This is a genomic window from Desulfosporosinus sp. (assembly GCF_014237355.1).
Taxonomy (GTDB): domain Bacteria; phylum Bacillota; class Desulfitobacteriia; order Desulfitobacteriales; family Desulfitobacteriaceae; genus Desulfosporosinus.
Genome location: NZ_JABZFS010000027.1, coordinates 29,170 through 49,346, shown reverse-complemented (window position 1 = coordinate 49,346; position 20,177 = coordinate 29,170). Strand labels below are relative to the sequence as shown.

Genomic DNA, 20,177 nt, shown 5'->3' with positions numbered 1-20,177 from the left:
ACCGACTTAAATACAGAAAATCTATTTTGTAATACCCCTATAGATCTAAGAGATGGAGGCGGTCAAAAAACCGATCAATTTGTGGCCAAAAAACGATCATTTTACTTGACCGCTTACACATGATCTAAGTACGTCAAAAAATATTGTTTATCTTCTTCTGCTTTATATATGTACTCTCGATTGTTTCCTCTCTTAATTACATGGAATATTGCTCCCTTAAATTGCGCTCTAGGTCTTCTACCCATCACAACCCCCGCCAACAATTATTCTGACAACAATCTATTTGCTAGTATTCGCCCTTCACTACCGTTTTCCTACTGATAAAACACATTTTTCAATAAAATACACTTATTTACTAAAAAAGACAACCGCTCTATAGAACGGTTGTCTCGTCTCTATCATTTAATTCGTCTTAAGTTGGATGTTTCTAATTGTAACACTTCGAGCTTGGCCTCAATGCGTTCCAGTGCTTGTCCAGTCTTTTGGTTATGATCTATTTGGACTTCACGAAAGTCAAAGATTGCTCCAATCTTTTGCTCTACATCATGTTCAACAACAGTTATTATTTTAGCGACGTTTTGAGCTATTGTTTCTTGATCTGTTCTAAGCTCTTTCAATTCACTGCGCATTTCGGTTTGTGTTTGATATATTTTTGCGAGAAGCTCCATAACTTTTTGGTCCATTTCACACCTCCTTGCAACATGATTATAACATAATTTGTATGCTATTAACCTGAAATATATTTTGAATTTGGTTCACTCGGGTTCGACAGTCTGTAGGCCTTTTATGACGGCAACGGCAGGACTGGAGTATTATTAATGTTTTGTATCTCGTACTAAAGGAATTGTTGGATAGCCCAATTTTATATTTGAGCCGATACATTATTATATTTGAGCCGATACATTATTCACAATAAGTCAGCATATTACACACTTTTACAGGAAGTAAGGACCAATGGAAACTGGGAGGCTTGGATTGTCTATATCCTGAAGGGTATAGAGGTAAATTCTGAGGAGACTTTGGTTCTGGTTAAAAGAATTAATAGAGAAGTGATGCTATGACAGCTGAATAAAAGAAAAGCTCCCCAAAATTTATTCGAGGGAGCTTATCGACCTACTGTTCTACGAGTTTTATACTAAAATACAGTATATTGAAGAGGGTTTAGGCGTTTTGAAACGAACTTCTGTCAATTACCTTACCGCGCTTGAAAGAGAAGGCTTTTTAGTCTCGGAGAAACTTGGTAAGGAACGGATCTACCAAAATAAGCGACTCTTTGATTTGGTTAGGTATTAAAAATGAATTACCACATGTTTCATCATATTGCATCCTGCGTCCGATAATAACTCTTACGTTCAGTAATAAGAACCTTAGTTTTCACAAGCGAAACAATAACTTGATAAGTTGGTGTCAGGCACGGGGTCCGTGACACGGGGTCCGTGATATACACTGCTTACAATTTTGTCCTTTGTATCATTTGAGTATTGATAGATAATATCATGCAAAATTCCAAAAGCGTCGTTATATCTCTGATTTATTTGAAGTTGGTCATAGGTCTTAAGATAAATATATCCCAGATGTCTATCGGCAATCTCAAGATACTTTTTAAGACTCACCTTATCATTTTGGTTATGTTCTTGTTCTATAGCAACTTCAAAGCTTTGTAGTTGCTGTGATGCGAGTGTAGGATTAAAATGATCAATCTCTTTAATCATTTTTCTAAAAGCATTGCATAATAGCTTTTTATCGGAAGGATAATTCACATTAGCAGCGACATCCGTGCTGTTATCATGAATCGCTTTGTTTTAACTAAGTCTTTTTCGATACATTTCTTTACTATCTCAGTGAAAAAATTTTCAAAGGCCTCCTCACCGAGTCGTTTGGCTCTAAAGTGACTGATAGTAGTATCATCCGGAACATCGTCATCTAAATTTAATCCAAGAAACCACCTAAAAGCTACATCCGTTCTTATTCTGCTAACTACTTCAATATCAGAAAGATTGTATAGATATTCTAAAAGGCAAATTTTCAACATCATAACAGGATCTTTAGATTGTCTTCCAGTGATGTTGCTATATTTATCTTTTATAAGGTCGTATACAAATGAAAAATCGAGGATAGAATCAATCTTTAATAACAGATGGTCTTTAGGCATAAGTCGTTCAAAAATCATACTGTTAAACAAATCAATCTGTCCGCTATTTCTACCCATCATATGGACACGCCCCCTACAAACAACATCTATTCTGTATAAAAATTATATCATTCTGTATAAATATTATAAAGTTCTGCTTTTTCGGAGGTTTCTCAGGCAGCGGAACCCTTGCGGCGAATGAGCGCCACTTTATCGGAAAAAGAGAGCCATCTTCAGGCACCGGACTCGTTTATAACAATACAATATTGTCCCTATACTTTACATTTTTAGCGGCATTTTTTGTATCAAATACCCACTTAGAATTACTTGCGACAAAATCATAATCTACGTTGCTATGGGCTGCGGTAATTACTACTAAGTCATAGTCCTTCAGTATATCTGCATTGATAATATTAAGTCCTTTGAACTTTTCTCCGTTAAACTTATACTCGCTAATAAACGGGTCATAGTAATCAACCCAAGCACCTTCTTTGTTAAGAAGATCTATAACTTTGAGAGCCGGGCTTTCTCTGTAATCATCAATATCCTGTTTATAAGCCACACCTAGTGTAAGAATTTTAGAGCCGTTAAGTGCTTTCTTATCTCTGTTTAATATCTCCCTTGCTCTCTCAACGCAATATTCTGGCATTCTATCATTGATCATCATGGAGCTTTCAATCATTGATGTGTGAAAACCGTACTCTCTCGCTTTCCATGAGAGATAATATGGATCAAGAGGAATGCAATGGCCTCCTAGTCCCGGACCCGGATAAAACGCTTGGAAACCATATGGTTTTGACTTTGCAGCATCAACAACTTCCCAGAAATTAATGCCCATCTTATTACAGAGCATAGCCAGTTCATTAACAAGACCGATGTTGACATTACGGTAGGTGTTTTCAAGAATCTTCTCCATCTCAGCTATGGCTGGGCTGGAAACTGTAAATACATCCCCATCCAGTACTGCACGATACATTGCTGCAATAACCTCAGTAGCATCTTCACCAATAGCACCTACTACTTTAGGTGTGTTTTTAGTTTTGTAAATCAGATTGCCGGGGTCAACACGTTCCGGTGAGAAGCCAAGGTAGAAGTCCTCACCACATTTTAAGCCAGAGCCTTCTTCAAGAATTGGTTTAATGAGCTCTTCTGTAGTACCTGGATATGTAGTAGATTCAAGTACTACCATCGCTTCTCTCTTCAGGTATTTTGCAACTTCCACAGATGATGCTTTAACATAGCTAATGTCTGGCTGTTGATGGGAATCCAATGGTGTAGGAACGCAGATCGCAATAAAGTCTACGTCCTTCACAAAACTAAAGTCAGTTGTTGCAGAAAGCATACCCTTTTCTACTAACTCTTTAAGATCCCTATCTACAACGTCTCCGATATAATTAATGCCAGAATTGACCATATCGACCTTTTGGGGCTGTACGTCAAAACCAATTGTCTTAAATCCGGCTTTTGCCTTTTCTACAGCAAGGGGTAAGCCAACATATCCGAGACCCACTACGCCTACTGTTATTTGCTTGTTTTCGATTTTGTTTAGTAATGTTTGCTTCATTAACACTGCCTCCGTATATTCTAATTTGAAATAACTTTCATACAATCGTGAGAATTCCACTTCAAGTGGAAGTGGGAGTGGGACCCGCACTCTGCTTCGATAGGGGTAGACTCTCCCCACTGAAATCTTGATGTTCAACTTTTTTCGAACTAGTTCACTGTCCATACTTTGTATCCGTTATCTATTAAATGACATCGTCATTCGAATATCTTCAAAAAGACCATGCGCTCCGTCAGCATAAGAAAAACTCCAAATTGCTTGAATTAAATCTTAATGGAGAGGATCAGAGTTCAAGCATTCTTATCGATTACAGCCAAAACCTCTTTAACTCTTTTAGCTATACCCTCAACATCACTCTCACTCATATACGGATGCATCGGTAGCGAAAGTACTATATCACAAAGTTCATTAGTCACCTCAAAATCCTTCTCATCAAACCTTAGATCAGCAAAAGCACCCTGCCCATGCATCGGCTTAACATAGTAAATCATGCTAGGAATTCCTCGCTCTTTAAGTTTGGCTTGCAATTCATCTCTCTGCTCTTTACTTTTTAGCTTGATAGTGTACTGGGCGAAGCTTGAATAGAACCCTTCAGGAATTACAGGGACTTCGACAACGTTTATCAGCCTTTCGTTGTAAAGCCGAAAGACCCTATTCACATCTTCAACCTCATGATCGATAAACGCTTGTAATTTCACCTTAAGTAATGCAGCTTGAATTGTATCAAGTCTTGAGTTCATACCAACTCTTACGTTATCGTACTTGTTATCTCCTTTACCGTGTACTCGGAATGATTTAAGCAGTTTTGCAACTCCATCATCATTAGTGAATACTGCGCCACCATCTCCATAGCAACCTAACGCTTTGCTGGAAAGAATGAAGTGGTTGCTGCGTCCCCAAAGCTGCAAGCTATTCTATCACCTATTCTGCCGCCGAAGCCTTGAGCTCCATCTTCCAGTACCTTTAAGCCATATTTTTTTGCAATACGCTCTATTTCTGGATAGTTAGCAGGTAGTCCGAATAAATCAACTGCAACAATAGCTCTTGGAATATACTTTCCTTCAGCAATAGTCTTTTGGATTGCCTTTTCTAATTTAACAGTATCCATATTAAAAGTATCTCTATATACATCTACAAATACCGGTGTTGCTCCTTCGAAAGAAACAATTTCACCAGATGAAAAGAAGGTGAAGTCAGGTACGAATACTGCATCACCTTCTTTTATATCCCAAGCCATCATCATCAATGTCAATGCATCTGTTCCGTTAGCACAAGTTACACAATGTTTAACACCTACGTATTGAGCCAACTGTTCTTCCAACTCCGCCACTTGCTTACCACTGATATAATTCGCATCTAGCAACACTTCTTGTATGGCGGTATCGATTTCGGTTTTATATTTGAGGTACTGTACTTTTAGATCTCTGAATTCCATTTTACACACTCTCCAAAGTTTACTTTTATTGATATAACACTCCGTACCAGCAAATACTCACTTATAAAAAAGAGTTCTTCCACTAATAGAATTATTTAATAGAATTATTCTTCCGCTTTAAGGTTAATCGTAACTTATTACATTTCGCGAGTGGCTACAAAATTAATACCAGTACCCAATATATTCTCAATAACAATCTCTCCCCGTTTGACAGGAGACGTAATGCGCACACCTTCGAGCAATCTCATAGCAGCAAAAATTTGATTTTTAGGTATGGCCCTATCGGACTTAACTGGGCATCGCTGGTGCTCCCCGCCTTTGATGTAAACTGTAGAAGTTACTACACGCGTTGGATTAGTGACCTCTGCTTGTCCATATTCTTCTCCACGTAAGCAATTATTTCCTGTTACACCATCTTCCCTTTCTTCATTAACCCTAAGGTGGCAGCCTTTAGGACATAGAATACAAATTAGTTCTGTCATTTTTCTATCTCCCCGATCGATATGGTGATGTGATCTCCTTCTGCTAGATCAAGCTGCTGACGGCTTAACGATATATGCTCCATTTCACCAGGTGCTAGATGTTGACGTTTAAACTTCGCAATCTCAACGTCACCTGCTGAAACTAGAATTACGCAATATTCATACACTTGGTTAACACGGAAAAATAGTTCAGCTTTCTCCCCGGTATTCTCAACTCTAATCTTTTGCGGAACCGTATATGTTATGCCTTTTCCATTCACCACTTCTAGCAATTGGCTCTCATTCAATCTATTCCCTCTGAGAAATTGAGCTGCAGATGTACCTGCCCGCTGACCTTCGGCAGTTACAAAATCCACTAAGTCATGTACATGAACTACGTTACCACAGGCAAATATTCCAGGAATAGAAGTTTCCATGTTTTCATAAATATTTATGCCTTTAGTACGAGGATCAATAGCAATACCAGCTTGTCTACTCAATTCATTCTCGGGAATCAGTCCTACTGAAAGCAAAATTGTGTCACAATCAAACATCATTTCACTTCCCGCAATAGGCTGTCTGTTTTCATCGACTCTAGCAACAACCGCACCTTCTACTCGTCGTTCGCCTTTAATCTGAATTATCGTGTGTGATAAATATAAGGGAATATCATAATCATTCAGACATTGCACTATGTTCCTGTTTAAACCACCGGAATAAGGCATTACCTCTATACAAGCTAATACCTTCGCTCCCTCTAATGTTAGCCGCCGCGCCATGATCAGTCCTATATCTCCGGAACCCAGAATCAATATTCGCTTCCCAACCATGTAGCCTTCCATATTAATATAGCGTTGGGCTGTACCTGCGGTAAAAACTCCTGAGGGCCGTGTACCTGGAATTCCAATGGCACCTCTGGTACGTTCTCTGCATCCCATAGCAAGAATAATCGATTTGGCTTGAATTACTTCATATCCGTTTGAATTTACAATACATATTTTGCGTTCAAATGTTACATCCAATACCATTGTATTCAACTTGATTTCGATACTAGTTTCCTTAAGCATTTCAATGAACCGTCCGGCATACTCGGGGCCGGTCAGTTCTTCTTTAAAGTAATGTAAACCAAAACCGTTATGAATGCACTGATTTAGAATACCTCCCAATTCAACGTCTCGTTCGATGATCAGTATGTTTCTTAATCCCTCTTGATACCCTTGCAAGGCTGCGGCAAGACCGGCAGGTCCGCCTCCGATAACAACTAACTCATACACGAGCCGTACCTCCTCCCTTGCTTTCACCTGACAAAATATAAGTTCCCTGCTTGTCTTGAAGAATATCTTCGGGAAGAATGTTGAGCTCACGTCTAATAATATCTAAAACCTTAGGTGTACAAAAGCCACCTTGACAACGTCCCATGCCAGCATTGCAACGACGTTTTACCCCGTCAATTGTCGTTGCTGGAATAGGGCTATTCAAGGCATCAAGTATCTCGCCCTCTGTTATTGTTTCGCATCGACATACGATATGTCCGTAGGCAGGATTTTTTTTAATCAGCTCATTCTTTTCTTCAAAAGACAGTTCTTTAAAACGCGTTTTTTTACGGGTACCAATGAATGATGGTTCTCCGATCAATTCTAATCCAAGGTCAGATAAAATAGCAACCGCCATTTTGGCTATAGCCGGAGCTGCTGATAGACCCGGTGATTTAATTCCGGCAAGATTAACAAAGTTTTTAGCGGTTGCCGATTCACCAATAATAAAATCTTCGACATCCGCTATCGCTCTAATGCCCGCAAAATTTCGGATTGATTCGTTGAGCCCAATAGAAGGGACTGACTTCAGTGCCATTTCGGCAATGAAGGAAAGTCCTTCGTTCGTCACTGATACATCTTCACTTTCAACAATGCTTTCCGAATTTGGTCCTACGATCAAGTTTCCATGCACTGTGGGCGAAATCAATACACCTTTTCCTTCAGCAGTTGGGCATTGAAAAATAATGTGTGATACCCGAGTACCTTCTGCTTTATCTAAAAGATAATATTGTCCACGATTAGGAATTGTTTTAAACGCTGGCTGCCCAATTAAATTATGAATCAGGTCGGCATAAACACCTGCAGCATTGATGATAAATTTTGCTTCATATTCTCCGGAGGTTGTTTTAATAAGATAGTTATCTAATTTCTTCTCAATTGCAGTCACACAACTGTTTAAATATAATTCTACTCCGTTGTTAACCGCTGTTTCAGCCAATGCTATTGCATACTCCCACGGATTAACTATTGCTGCAGTTGGCGCGTAAAGAGCTCCTACAGCATCTTTACTTACATATGGCTCAATTGAATGCAATTCACCCTCATCCAAAAGACGGATATCTGGCACACCATTTTGAACTCCTTGCTCATATAGCTTTTCTAAGCTAATGAGTTCTCCCCTAGAAAAAGCCAGTACCAAAGAGCCAATTCGCTCATAAGGTATATGTAATTTAATGCAAAGTTCCTGAGCGAGCTGTGCTCCCTCCACATTTAACTTTGCCATTAATGTTCCTGGTTTGGGGTCATAGCCCGCATGAATGATAGCACTATTAGCCTTCGTTGTTCCTGTAGCAATATCATTTTCTCGCTCAAGAACCACTGTGGTAAGCCGATATTTTGATAGTTCATAGGCAACGGAGGCCCCCACTATTCCGCAACCGATAATAACCACATCAACCATGTAATCACCTCTGGTACCGCGCTTCAGTTTGTGCCATTTTTCTCTACATAACTGGTTAAAATCTGCCTGTAAAATCTGTAGAAGCACAGTGCTCTAATGGAAGTTCTACCGGCTTACCTTCTGCCGAAGATTTATAAATTGCCAGAACAAGCTCTAATGCACTCCTTCCAGCACGAGCATCAATATACGGTTGACGATTATTGTTTATAGCATCAATCACATCTGCATAGAGAGGAGTGTGTCCAAAGCCATAAACATTAGACGGATTTTCATTATACTTTGCCTTTACTTCTTCAGCATCGTCCTTACCATCAGCAAAGTGCCACTCTTCGATAATATTGACGGACTTACCACCTGCTTTAATCGTTCCTGATCCACCGAATATGTACAACGTTTCCTCTAAATTCTGTGGATAAATATTAGTTGTACCTTCTACGATACCGTAGCTGCCGTTTTTAAATTTAATAAGTGCCATTCCTAAGTCTTCAGCTTGAATATAATCATGGTTCAATCTATCGGTATAAGCCATAACTTCTGAAATGTCATCACCCATCATCCAGCGAAGAAGGTCAATGTTATGAATACACTGATTCATTAATGCCCCACCGTCTTGTTCCCAAGTGCCACGCCAGGGAGCTTGCTTGTAATAGCCTTCACTTCTATTCCATCTAATATGAGCTGTTCCATGGAATAAGCGTCCGAATCTGCCTTCTTCCATCGCCTCACGTATTTTCTGGATGGATTTATTAAACCGATTCTGATGACACGCACATACTTTAACACCTGTCTCATCCGCTGCTTTGATGATTGCATCAGCTTCTTCCAAAGACATGGCCATCGGCTTTTCGATAATGATATTACATCCAGTTTTAATGCAATCTAGAGCAATTTGAGCATGTTTTCCGCTTTCTGTTGCAATGCCTGCTAATTCTGGCCTTTCCTTTTCTAACATTTCTTTATAGTCTGTGTATCTGCGTATTTCGGATGACAAATTGAATTTCCGAACCTTATCCTCTATGTTTTCAGGTACTACATCGCAAAGTGCAACTATCTGTAAATTATTATCCATTGCCGCTGCAATATGGTTCGGTGAAATGCGACCGCAGCCAATTAATACATATTTCATTTTATTTCCCCTTTCAGTAAAAAGTCTACCTCACCTCCTCCAAGGCTAAACGACGGGCAGTTGGTCTACGATACCCGGTGGAGTTCCCACCCACTATATTTTAGACCTAGACATTCTCACTGTAGGCGGCACTGTTGCCCTTTCTATCGATCAGCCTCTATGAGAGAGCGATTTTTATGCAAATGCTTTAACTATACTTCTCGTTCTATAACATCGAACCCCAGCTTTCACAAGCTATACAATAAGTTCACACGAAAATCGATTTTGGTGACTCTTTCTAGATCTTTACAGGCACCTGTCTATTTCACTAAAGAGCCCTTTTATTTAGTGCGTTGCTCCATTTCATACCCCATATTGCCGCCAGTCATGATGATCGGTAAGTTGGTGTCAACACGGATCTCCATGATGTCCATTCTAACACACAATGGATTGAACCGTTACGCCGAGTAATTTCTATATAAGGATGTTAATTCCCTGTAATACAACACTATCAAAATTAACATAGGAATTATTCCTGCTTTTATATTTCTTATGAATATCCCATTATAACTAGAGTACATTGCAAATAAAGCAATAATGATAAACATGAAATATGCTTTTTTTAATCCATAATTTACTTTGTAATATTTTAGCGAAATTGAAGTACGAATACTAAAGAAAACAACATACGAAAATGCGGTTGATATTGCTGCACCAATAGCCCCATATTTTGGAACTAAATAAAAGTTACCAGTAATATTAGTTAGGCATGAAACAATAGCAATTAAAATATGCCATTTAGGTTTCTTGTAAAAGTTTATTCCGATTACAGTTGTTTCTGATAAAGTGTACATCAAAGGCATAAATACCAAAAATGGCATGATGTATGCAGCTTCTCTATATGCCTCACCAAGAAGTAAAATAATGATATCTTTAAACGATATCGTGATAATAGTAATTAGGAACATACCGATAGCAACTATCTTAAACATACGTTCATAGAAAGATGTGTTGTGTGGATCTTTTTCAAATCTTTCATAACAAACTGGAGTCCAAAACATAGAAAAACCTACTTGAACCACGTTTAAGAGTGCAACAATCTTAAATGCTGCTGCATACAAACCTAATTCTTGAAAGTCGGTCCAATGTCGCAAGGAAACTTTATCAATGGATTGAAATAGCCAGGTAATAAGTGTTGTTAGCACAAGCGGATAACTGTATTTTAAAATTTCCAATTTGCTATGCTTTAGTTTTTTTGATGAGAAATTCTTATAATCCCAAAATTCTCTTTCATAGATAATAGCTACTATTGTCAGTATGATATAGGTTATAACCGTACTATAAATAACAATTTCATAACTTGCTCCTAAGAAAAAATGTAATAATATAATAAAGAAAAATTGAAAAGCCCTATTTAATATCTCTAGTAGGGAAAACAAGTGCCCCTTTTGTTGCATCCTAATTACAAGCACAGCATATCTGTATATTGCTTGAATTACAATCAAGATTACCAACATTAGCATAAATTCAAATTCTTCTTCTTCAAAAAGAAATATTGATATTGGTTTGTAGAGAAATAGAATAACAAGACTTGTAACTAAAGCTACTCCTATTGGCGTTTTAAAACAATTATATAATAATCCGCCTCTATTCTCTTTACATTCTTCATAGTAGAATCTAACAAACGCTTGATCAGTGCCAAATATGACAAATATCATACAAATACTTGTGGCGAGTGTAAACATTGAGAATTTCCCAAAATCCTCTGGAGAGAGAATCCTCGTTATAAACATAGTCGTGAAAATGCCTATGATTAAACCAACCCCACTACCATAGGAAAATGATAAGAACTTCTTAATCAGGTTATCTTTCATTAACTCATAATCTCCTAAAATATTCCCCAACTATCTTCAGTACTAGCTCTACTTTATATTGCTCTATATTATAATACAACGGCAACCTTAAAATCCTTTCGCTTTCCATTGTAGTGTATTGGTCTATGCCGTGAAATCTAGAATACTTCAGTCCGGCCTCTGACGAGTGAAGCGGAATATAGTGAAATACAGACAAAATGTTAGATTCTAGCAAATACTGAATCAATTCTGTTCTTTCTTTCAAAGACCTACACTTGATATAAAACATATGTGCGTTATGTTTACAATCGTCTGGAATATAAGGTAGATCAATCAAGCCCTTTTCTTCTAGTCCTTTCAATCCACTGAAATACATATTCCATGAATTCAAACGATTTTCATTGATCTTTTCCGCCTCTTCAAGCTGTGCAAATAGGTAAGCCGCGTTCAATTCACTTGGAAGATAGGAACTTCCAATATCGACCCATGAATATTTGTCTTCTTGCCCTCTGAAGAATTTACTCCTATTTGTACCTTTTTCTCTAATGATTTCGGCTCTCTCAATGAAGTCTTTGTTTTGAATTAATATAGCTCCACCCTCACCCATTGTATAGTTTTTTGTTTCATGAAAGCTGTAACAGCCAAAATCACCTATCGTTCCTAGAGCTTTTCCTTTATATGTTGACATGACTCCTTGTGCCGCATCTTCTATTACATAAAGATTGTGCCTTTTTGCAATGTCCATGATCTTAGCCATTTCGCAGGATACACCAGCGTAATGTACAGGAACAATTGCTTTTGTTTCCTCAGTGATAGCATCTTGGATTAGATTTTCATCAATATTTAATGTATCTGGCCTGATATCAACAAAGACTATCTTAGCTCCTCTAAGTACAAATGCGTTAACAGTAGAGACAAATGTAAATGATGGTGCAATGACTTCATCCCCCGGTTTAATATCTGCTAAGATAGCTGCCATTTCTAGTGCATGGGTACAAGATGTTGTTAACAAAGCCTTTGGCGTATTGAATTTCTCTTCGAACCATGTGTTACAGTGTTTTGTAAATGACCCATCCCCAGATAGTTTTTGATTGTTTTCAATTGCTACTTTTATATAATTTTGTTCCTTTCCAACAGAAGTTGGTACATTAAATAATATCATATCATCTATCCCCCAAATCTACTCCTGAATTTTTTTAAAGGTATTACAGATTTCCCATATAAATCTCTTGCTTTTTTAACTTTCAATAATCCTTCTCCGCAAATAATTACCGGGTAGCTTTCTTCTAACAAAATTACTTTTCCAACATCTCTATTTTCTATAAAAAGATCCGAATATTCTTCTACCTCATCGATAATCACTATCTCACCATTAAGCAATGTTCTTGTTCCTGTATAAGGGAATCCTAGTGAATCTACTGTTCTCCTTATAAATGCAGAACTCTTGCTCCAATCAATAAAATAGTCCTTTTCATCTCTCCAAACACTATATGTTGCCTCTGAATTATTTTGAGGAGTTCCAGTAATTGTTATATTGCCAACTATTAAATCTACTATTTCATTTACCAATTTCGAGTATAGATGAGCGATTTTCTCAATAGCAGTTGCTACCTTAATTGGATACTCTATAGTTATCGTTTCTTGCTTAATTATGTTTCCTTTGTCATAATCTTCCGATGCGAACAATGCAGTAACTCCAAGATCTTCTTCTCCATTTATAAGCATATTAACAAGTGGTGTAAAGCCTCTATATTTGGGTAAAATAGAGTCATGCAATACAATTAAATTATTTTTATCTTTAATGATCCATCTCCAACCAACTGCAAACTTATACCCTTCAAAGATTGGATAAATATCGTTTTGATTATACATTTTAATATTATTACTCGTACATACATCACTTAATTCATTATAAAAATCTTTCTCTACATTTTTATCTGTAGATAGAACTACGTATTCTATAAGACTACAATTGAATTTATTTAGAAATTCGATCAAGACATACAAACCCTTTTCATTCATCAAGTAAAATACAAATCTATTCATAATATCGCTCCGCTATTGAAAATTTGCTCCCAATCGTCTCGTAGCTTTTCTACTGAAAACTTATTTTTTACATTTTCCATATTCGCCTCTCTTAAACGTTTACCTATATCTTCAAACAAATCATCAAAATCACTATTAGAATTAAATACTTTCAACCCATGCTCAATAAAAAACTCCCATGTAGTTATGTCATCTCTAACATACACTTTTTTTCCAAGTCCCAAAAGTGTAGTTATATTCCCCATTGCTTGTTGTCTTTTATGGTTAAATATTGCAACATCTACTTGAGCTAATAAGTCTAAATATTCATTGAAGGGAATAAAAACAATTAAAGGTCTAAATTTCTCTCCAAATATCTCTTTGCCTCTTGAAATTACTTGATCTCTATATTGGGTGTTATCATAAGAAAGGGGGCATATTATCTCTAAATTATATTCTTTATATTTTTTAATTTTTTCAAATATTTCTAAGTGATTATTACTTGGATTTGCTGAATTTCCGATCAGTATAATAATCTTCTTACTTTCATTTTTAATACAGTCCAAATTGTATTCTTTGTATAAATTGCTGGGATACATAAAACAATAATAATATTTACCCTTAGCACCGTACCAAAACTTAGCTAATTCATAATCACCTTTAATATGCGTTATCAATCCACCAATATTTTTTATGACGTATCCCCTAAATTTCTCATAAAAAGCAGATTTTAGTGTTTTCTTCCTACTTTTATAATAATAAAGATCCCCACCCCACACTACCCAATTACATTTTCTTAATAACCATGGTTGAAAAAACAACAGAAAAACTATTTTTACATTAAACAAATTATGTAAGAATACCTTTTCAGATTTATTCATCTCATAAATTAAACGCCAAAAACTTTTCGTATTTCTTGTTAATTGTACTACATTGTCCCTAGGAGTAATTTTTACCTCTATACCTTTTCCTGGTATTAAAAATAAATGCTCCTTTGAATCAAAATTTTTACTTATAAACTCTATATATGGTTCTAAAAATGTCGTGCTAGGGAATATATGCACATTCTTCATACTATCACCACAAATACATTTTATTGTAATAATCTTGATAATCTCTTGAAACCACATCTTCTACCCATTTTTGGTTCTCTAAATACCACTTAATCGTTTTGACTATTCCATCTTCAAACTTTGTTTCAGGATACCAGCTTAATTCAGTCGTTATTTTCGTTGGATCAACGGCATATCTTTTATCATGACCTTTTCGATCTTTAACAAACTTTATAAGATCATAGTTAATGTTTGACAACTCTGTTTTTAATACTCTGTGATATTCTGGATTGTTTTCCATAAGATTTTTTATATGGTCTATAGTTATTTTCACAATTTCTACATTTTTCCTTTCGTTATGACCTCCTACGTTGTATACTTCTCCCACTCTCCCATTATGCAAAACAACATCTATAGCCTTACAATGATCTTCAACATAAAGCCAATCTCTTACATTAGTTCCATCACCATAAACAGGAAGCTGCTTACCTTCTAGAATATTTTTAATAATAAGTGGTATTAGTTTTTCTGGAAAATGATATGGGCCATAATTATTTGAACATCTTGTAATTAATGCAGGAAATTGATAAGTTTCTACATAGGCTTGTACAAATAAATCTGCACTTGATTTTGAAGCTGCATAGGGTGATCGTGGATTTAATGGTGTTTTTTCTGAGAAGTAGCCCACGTCTCCTAAACTCCCGTATACTTCATCCGTTGAAACTTGTAAAAATCTTACATCTTTTTTATACATTTGATCTATCATCCATGATTTCATAGCACAATCTAAAAGATTTTGTGTTCCTAAAATATTAGTCTGCAAAAAAAGCTGAGGATTTTCAATTGATCTATCTACATGAGATTCTGCGGCGAAATTCACAACAAAATCTATACCATAGTTCGTAAACACTTCTGATACCAATTTAGCATCACATATGTCACCTCTTATGAACTTAATATCTGTCAATTCTGTTTCAAGGGTCTTCAGGTTTCCTGCATAAGTTAATTTATCTAGTACTACAAGACTAACACCACTACCATTTTTTGAAAGCATATATTTTACAAAATTGGCTCCAATAAAACCTGCCCCACCTGTTACTAAGTAAGTTTTCATTATTTAACCCTCTTTAATTAAAATTAAACCATATCAGAAACTCTCGTTAGATATTTTCCATATTCTGTTTTTAATAACGGTTCAGCTGACTTTAACAATTGAACTTTATCAATAAATCCCATTCTATATGCAATTTCTTCAATACACGCTACATAAAGACCTTGCCGATTTTGTATTGCCTCAACAAAATTAGCTGCATCTAATAAACCCTTATGCGTTCCAGTATCTAGCCAGGCTGTACCTCTACCAAATAATTCAACATTCAGAGTTCCTCTGTTTAAGTATTCATTGTTTACTGACGTTATTTCTAGTTCACCTCTGTTTGAGGGCTTAAGATTTTTTGCTATTTCAATAACAGATTTATCATAAAAGTATAATCCTGGAACTGCATAATTTGATTTTGGATTTTCTGGTTTTTCCTCAATAGATAAAACCTTCCTATCTTCACCAAACTCTACAACACCAAATTCATTAGGGTTATTAACATAATATCCAAATATCGTGGCACCTTTTTTTTGATCTTTTGCCTTTTTAAGTGCATCAATTAGTCCTGTCCCATAGAAAATATTGTCTCCTAACACTAAACATATGTTTTCTTCGATTATAAAATCTTCTCCAATAATAAAAGCATCCGCTAATCCTCTTGGTTCCTTTTGAACCTTGTATTTAAAATTTAAACCCAATTGTTTTCCATCTCCAAATAATTCTTGATAAAATGGTAAGTCTCTTTCCGTGGAAATAATAAGGATTTCTTTAATACCTGCCAACATTAAAACAGATAAGGGATAATAAATCATTGGCTTATCATATACCGGCAATATATGTTTAGATATGATCTTAGTAATTGGATAAAGCCTTGTTCCAGCTCCACCTGCTAAAATTATTCCTTTCATGTTATCCCCTCTCACTTCGATTAATTATGTACAAATTACTGTCACACACACATTCTACTAATTATTTAAGGATTTATTAGTACTATACTACTGTTGCACTAATGTTCTTCGTGAGTTCGACCTCCTTATTATCAAATACGAACTCGAATGTAGTTCATCCAATTTTATCAAGATTACTCCACCCGTAAAAAAATCATCATTCAGATTCTAAGGTATCTTTGCATGAGTTAATTTAACCATATCGACTAGCTTCTAAGGCCGTGATAAGAAGTTTTCCTGAGTCATCCTATCGGTTCTGATAGATGATATTCCCAATTTATTTAATATAACCCTGCTTAAGGCAATGCAACACATAACAGCGCTTACTGTGAGATACTCTTATTCGTCAGTTGATCAAACTACCATATGCTCACATACAATTTATCAAGTTATTTACTTGTAGATAAGTCGTGTAACCCGCATGGCTTATGGATCGAGAGTTTTATCATGTGCCTAAAACAGCTTTTGACTGTCGAACCCAAGTAATCCGTATCGATAATAATAAGCCGTTTGGGCTGCTCAGTCGACCTCCATTTTCTCACCAGGCTTTAGTCCGATATGCATGGTTGCTTTGATTTTCGTTACATATTGTTGGCAATGATATCAAACTGAGAATACATGAGCGGAATTTCATCACTAAGTGAGTAGGGATTCACAGTATTCATTCCAAAGTAGACCTCGAGTTACTCCGCTTATCGCCATTTCTTTATGAATGTACTCATGATCCGAGCGCTTTCGGGATAAAGGTAAGGAAGATCCGGAAAATAAAGCTTGTGCAACTCACCATTCGTCATTTGGGTTCAACGGCCAGACAACATTGAACTCATCAGAATTTTTTACGACACTGGCGACAGTGTTTCGTGAACATTCGAAGATCACTGCGATGCTGCGTTGACTGATTCCTTGGCTGATTAGCCGAAGAATCTCTCGTTGCTTGGTCATTTAATGACCTCCTATGTTTGTTATTTACACTCATTTCCTGAGTGCATAGCTACATCCTAATAGTAAATTCCATTAAGTGGTTCTTTATCCGGAAGTGTGGCCTGAAAATATGGAGCAGTGACTCTCACGGTCCGGAATGGTGGCTCATTTCGCTCCGGATTATTCAAAAATATTGGATATTTCCCTTTTTGGGGGTTAAAAATGTAGACACCGCAATTTTTTCACAAGTGCTTCTAACCCTTGGGTTACAAGGTTTTGAGGCACTTCTCGTGCCTACAGACTGTCAGACCCGAGCTAATTTTTTACAGCATATTACCTGTGGACAATACTGATGGAACAATCATCCTGGTCCAATTCACTAGGTCAACACTATTGTCGTTAAATTTCATTGTAATGTATGCATCTTTAACTTTTTATTTCGATATTGCATATCGAGCGAACCTTGATACGCAACCTATTTGGAATATGGCTCTAGGAGACTACTCTTGAATAATTTTACTTCGAGATTACTATGTCTTTTAATAGTTGATAGAAAACTTCGTTTTGCTTAGTTCTTGAGTATTCTAGATAATTATTAGATCTATCAAGTATCTTCTTTTTGTCTCTGATTACAGTTTCAATTGCTTCAATAATTTGTTCACTTGATTGGCATACGAATGCATTTTGATATTGACTTATGAATTTAGACAAGAAAATATTTGGTGGAGAAACGGCAATAATCGGTTTATTTAAATATAAATAATCAAAGATTTTAGTTCCAAACCCAGTCGGATGGACATGTATCAAAGAGAGCATATCAACATTTTTAAGCATCGAGATTCCATCTACATAAGATTTCAATCCAGTATTTATATATCCGGCACTATCAAAATCCAAATCTTTCATTATCTTTGAATCTCTATCTTCGTATTGGCTGATATGTAGCAATTTAATGTCAATACCTTTATTTCTTAGATTCATTATTGCTCGAAATAATTCTATTCCATATCTTTTACTATAATTAGATAATTTTCCAAAATGACCTATAACAAAAGATTTATAAGTGGGTACTGACTCTGGCAAATCTTTCAATTGTATATCATCATAACCATTATATACAACATGAATCTTATCTTTATATTTCTTATATTGTTTTTGCATAATTTGTTTATCCCCAGAACTAACTGTAATGATGGCTAAGGCGTTTTTTATGGCTAAATATTCTGTACCGAAATGTTTTAAGTTGATTAGAAAAATCCTCATTTTTCCTAGAAGTATTCTTAATGAAGTTGTTTCTTTGGTATTATTAAATAACCATAAATCACGAAAATCTATAACATAATCAACATTGTGAGTTCTATGTATATTTATAACTGCGGGTAATGTATAGAACGGACCACCTGATACTATAATAATATCAAATACGCTCTTTACTAAAATATCATTCAAAGTTGTAATGTAAGCCTCTTTTAATGCTAATTCATTATTACTACAATTAACCTCATATATAGTTAAATTATCTGGAACTATACTTTTACAAGAATTATCGGGATATAGAGAATTTGCATTTTTTATAACAGTAACATTTTCACCTTCTTTAATAAAATGCTTCGACAAACTAGTCATACGGATAGCTCCAACTCCAGAATATGGTGCAAAAAAAGGTGATATGATTAGAATATTCAACTAGACCACGTTCCTTTACCTATTATTACGCTTTAACTACACATATAAGAATTAATATAATCTATCCGTATTGTTCTTAATCTTTTTCAGATTATCTATGTAAAAGTCCTCTAAAATTTTAGCATTTTCGTGTATGTCGTAACCAGCCATACATATATCTCTATACATATCGCGCCTTTGAGCATATTCTGCCATCTCGATTATCGCTGCCCATTCCTCTGCTGAAGCGGACAAAGGGATATGTACTGCTAAATTAGTTATATCTACATCTTTTGGCACACCATCAGAGCAATATGTAGGCAATCCAGCGGCTTGTGCTTCAATTGCTACAATCCCTAACCCCTCAAACAACGATGGAAAAACAAATGCATCAAATGCTTGCATAAGATCTGATATATCATTTCTAACTCCCAAGAACACAACTCTATCCAAAACTTTGATCATCATAGCATACTTTTTAACTTCTTCCATTAAAGGTCCATTTCCGACTAGAATTAATTTGCTATTATTATTTAGCTTAGAGAAAATATCGATTAGAAACTTATGGTTTTTTTGTGCTGAAAAGTTGCCAATATGGCCTATCAAAAACTCAGATCCATTTCCAAGATCATATCGCATTCTCTCTCTCGTTTCGGGTGAAAAAAGAAATTTCTTAGAATCAATTGCATTATTTATAATACAATAATTCATAGTCCTACCATACAGATATTCAGCCGCCCCTTTTGAGCAAGCCAAAAAGTCTGTTGCTACATTTTGAAGCTTGTATTTTAATAGTTCAACTCTTGCTCTTGTGAGTAAACTCAACTTAGATCCAAGATTATGAGAGTGAGATATTCTAATAGGAACTCCAACAAATTTACATATTGCAAGTGCTATAACATTTCTGTGATTCATATGAGCATGAACAATCTTATACTCCGGATGTTGTTTCAAAATTGATTTTAAATCTTTCGCATAGGAAACCAAACTCTCATTCATACTATGCATTTTGTGGATTCTACCGCCCATTTTTATAATCTCAGCATCATGGTCATAGTCAACTTCTCTTTGAATCGCAAAAGCAAACTGAACTTTTGATCTATCAATATTACGATAATAGTTCATTAGAAAAGATTGATCACCACCAATTGAAAGTTCATTACAAGTATGCAAAACCCATATCGGTTCATCGGAATTACTCATC

The 20,177-nt window shown here is 35.9% G+C and carries 18 protein-coding genes and 1 pseudogene; 1 reads left to right on the top strand and 18 read right to left on the bottom strand.

Features of this window, described 5'->3' with window-relative positions:
• Positions 1 to 398: 398 nt before the first annotated feature.
• The gene (locus HGJ98_RS06230; RefSeq protein WP_291350199.1) at positions 399 to 683 is read right to left on the bottom strand and encodes a hypothetical protein; all 285 of its coding nucleotides are present in this window, start codon (positions 681 to 683) and stop codon (positions 399 to 401) included.
• Between the two features lie 385 nt (positions 684 to 1,068).
• Here HGJ98_RS06230 and HGJ98_RS22340 point away from each other — a divergent pair, with 385 nt between their 5' ends.
• A complete protein-coding gene (locus tag HGJ98_RS22340; protein ID WP_367142679.1) occupies positions 1,069 to 1,293 on the top strand; it encodes a hypothetical protein in 225 nt (74 codons plus the stop codon).
• Between the two features lie 74 nt (positions 1,294 to 1,367).
• On the opposite strand, the gene HGJ98_RS06225 is transcribed toward HGJ98_RS22340, so the two are convergent.
• The 17 genes and pseudogenes from HGJ98_RS06225 to HGJ98_RS06145 all read right to left on the bottom strand — a co-directional run bounded on the left by HGJ98_RS06225 (position 1,368) and on the right by HGJ98_RS06145 (position 20,176).
• Entirely contained in the window at positions 1,368 to 1,760 is a 393-nt protein-coding gene (locus tag HGJ98_RS06225; RefSeq protein ID WP_291350198.1) for a hypothetical protein, read from the bottom strand.
• A complete protein-coding gene (locus HGJ98_RS06220) occupies positions 1,757 to 2,212 on the bottom strand; it encodes a transposase (RefSeq protein ID WP_291350197.1) in 456 nt (151 codons plus the stop codon). Before HGJ98_RS06220 ends, HGJ98_RS06225 begins: the two co-directional genes overlap by 4 nt.
• 169 nt (positions 2,213 to 2,381) lie before the next feature.
• Positions 2,382 to 3,695, bottom strand: coding sequence for a nucleotide sugar dehydrogenase (locus HGJ98_RS06215; protein WP_291350196.1), 1,314 nt, complete (start codon positions 3,693 to 3,695; stop codon positions 2,382 to 2,384).
• 290 nt (positions 3,696 to 3,985) lie between these two features.
• Positions 3,986 to 5,130 (bottom strand): annotated as a pseudogene (locus HGJ98_RS06210) (DegT/DnrJ/EryC1/StrS family aminotransferase).
• Positions 5,131 to 5,267: 137 nt separating this feature from the next.
• Positions 5,268 to 5,612, bottom strand: coding sequence for a DUF1667 domain-containing protein (locus HGJ98_RS06205; RefSeq protein WP_291350195.1), 345 nt, complete (start codon positions 5,610 to 5,612; stop codon positions 5,268 to 5,270).
• Positions 5,609 to 6,865 (bottom strand): FAD-dependent oxidoreductase, encoded by a 1,257-nt coding sequence (locus tag HGJ98_RS06200; protein WP_291350194.1) that lies wholly within the window; start codon positions 6,863 to 6,865, stop codon positions 5,609 to 5,611. Before HGJ98_RS06200 ends, HGJ98_RS06205 begins: the two co-directional genes overlap by 4 nt.
• Entirely contained in the window at positions 6,858 to 8,306 is a 1,449-nt protein-coding gene (locus tag HGJ98_RS06195; RefSeq protein ID WP_291350193.1) for an NAD(P)/FAD-dependent oxidoreductase, read from the bottom strand. The genes HGJ98_RS06200 and HGJ98_RS06195 overlap by 8 nt, the downstream gene beginning before the upstream one ends.
• A 55-nt stretch (positions 8,307 to 8,361) precedes the next feature.
• Positions 8,362 to 9,432, bottom strand: coding sequence for a Gfo/Idh/MocA family oxidoreductase (locus tag HGJ98_RS06190; RefSeq protein ID WP_291350192.1), 1,071 nt, complete (start codon positions 9,430 to 9,432; stop codon positions 8,362 to 8,364).
• 437 nt (positions 9,433 to 9,869) lie between these two features.
• Positions 9,870 to 11,285: an oligosaccharide flippase family protein gene (locus HGJ98_RS06185; RefSeq protein ID WP_291350191.1), complete on the bottom strand. Its 1,416-nt coding sequence runs from the start codon at positions 11,283 to 11,285 to the stop codon at positions 9,870 to 9,872.
• 4 nt (positions 11,286 to 11,289) lie between these two features.
• A complete protein-coding gene (rffA, locus tag HGJ98_RS06180) occupies positions 11,290 to 12,426 on the bottom strand; it encodes a dTDP-4-amino-4,6-dideoxygalactose transaminase (RefSeq protein ID WP_291350189.1) in 1,137 nt (378 codons plus the stop codon).
• Positions 12,427 to 12,431: 5 nt separating this feature from the next.
• Entirely contained in the window at positions 12,432 to 13,310 is an 879-nt protein-coding gene (locus HGJ98_RS06175) for a formyltransferase family protein (RefSeq protein WP_291350188.1), read from the bottom strand.
• Positions 13,307 to 14,419, bottom strand: a complete 1,113-nt coding sequence (locus HGJ98_RS06170) for a TDP-N-acetylfucosamine:lipid II N-acetylfucosaminyltransferase (RefSeq protein ID WP_291350187.1) — start codon at positions 14,417 to 14,419, stop codon at positions 13,307 to 13,309. Before HGJ98_RS06170 ends, HGJ98_RS06175 begins: the two co-directional genes overlap by 4 nt.
• Positions 14,367 to 15,455 carry a dTDP-glucose 4,6-dehydratase gene (rfbB, locus tag HGJ98_RS06165; RefSeq protein ID WP_291350186.1) on the bottom strand — a complete coding sequence of 363 codons (1,089 nt, stop codon included), beginning with the start codon at positions 15,453 to 15,455 and terminating at the stop codon, positions 14,367 to 14,369. Before rfbB ends, HGJ98_RS06170 begins: the two co-directional genes overlap by 53 nt.
• A gap of 23 nt (positions 15,456 to 15,478) precedes the next feature.
• Entirely contained in the window at positions 15,479 to 16,348 is an 870-nt protein-coding gene (gene rfbA / locus HGJ98_RS06160; protein WP_291350185.1) for a glucose-1-phosphate thymidylyltransferase RfbA, read from the bottom strand.
• 819 nt (positions 16,349 to 17,167) lie between these two features.
• Positions 17,168 to 17,329, bottom strand: a complete 162-nt coding sequence (locus HGJ98_RS06155) for a helix-turn-helix transcriptional regulator (protein WP_291350184.1) — start codon at positions 17,327 to 17,329, stop codon at positions 17,168 to 17,170.
• A gap of 495 nt (positions 17,330 to 17,824) precedes the next feature.
• Positions 17,825 to 18,994 (bottom strand): glycosyltransferase, encoded by a 1,170-nt coding sequence (locus tag HGJ98_RS06150; RefSeq protein ID WP_291350183.1) that lies wholly within the window; start codon positions 18,992 to 18,994, stop codon positions 17,825 to 17,827.
• 51 nt (positions 18,995 to 19,045) lie between these two features.
• Entirely contained in the window at positions 19,046 to 20,176 is a 1,131-nt protein-coding gene (locus HGJ98_RS06145; RefSeq protein WP_291350182.1) for a glycosyltransferase family 1 protein, read from the bottom strand.
• Position 20,177: the final 1 nt, after the last annotated feature.

Coding starts and splice junctions, on each gene's coding strand:
- HGJ98_RS06230 (WP_291350199.1), bottom strand. CDS start 683: ATGGACCAAAAAGTTATGGAGCTTCTCGCAAAAATATATCAAACACAA.
- HGJ98_RS06220 (WP_291350197.1), bottom strand. CDS start 2,212: ATGATGGGTAGAAATAGCGGACAGATTGATTTGTTTAACAGTATGATT.
- HGJ98_RS06215 (WP_291350196.1), bottom strand. CDS start 3,695: ATGAAGCAAACATTACTAAACAAAATCGAAAACAAGCAAATAACAGTA.
- HGJ98_RS06205 (WP_291350195.1), bottom strand. CDS start 5,612: ATGACAGAACTAATTTGTATTCTATGTCCTAAAGGCTGCCACCTTAGG.
- HGJ98_RS06195 (WP_291350193.1), bottom strand. CDS start 8,306: ATGGTTGATGTGGTTATTATCGGTTGCGGAATAGTGGGGGCCTCCGTT.
- HGJ98_RS06190 (WP_291350192.1), bottom strand. CDS start 9,432: ATGAAATATGTATTAATTGGCTGCGGTCGCATTTCACCGAACCATATT.
- HGJ98_RS06185 (WP_291350191.1), bottom strand. CDS start 11,285: ATGAAAGATAACCTGATTAAGAAGTTCTTATCATTTTCCTATGGTAGT.
- rffA (WP_291350189.1), bottom strand. CDS start 12,426: ATGATATTATTTAATGTACCAACTTCTGTTGGAAAGGAACAAAATTAT.
- HGJ98_RS06175 (WP_291350188.1), bottom strand. CDS start 13,310: ATGAATAGATTTGTATTTTACTTGATGAATGAAAAGGGTTTGTATGTC.
- HGJ98_RS06170 (WP_291350187.1), bottom strand. CDS start 14,419: ATGTGGTTTCAAGAGATTATCAAGATTATTACAATAAAATGTATTTGT.
- rfbB (WP_291350186.1), bottom strand. CDS start 15,455: ATGAAAACTTACTTAGTAACAGGTGGGGCAGGTTTTATTGGAGCCAAT.
- rfbA (WP_291350185.1), bottom strand. CDS start 16,348: ATGAAAGGAATAATTTTAGCAGGTGGAGCTGGAACAAGGCTTTATCCA.
- HGJ98_RS06155 (WP_291350184.1), bottom strand. CDS start 17,329: ATGACCAAGCAACGAGAGATTCTTCGGCTAATCAGCCAAGGAATCAGT.
- HGJ98_RS06145 (WP_291350182.1), bottom strand. CDS start 20,176: ATGAGTAATTCCGATGAACCGATATGGGTTTTGCATACTTGTAATGAA.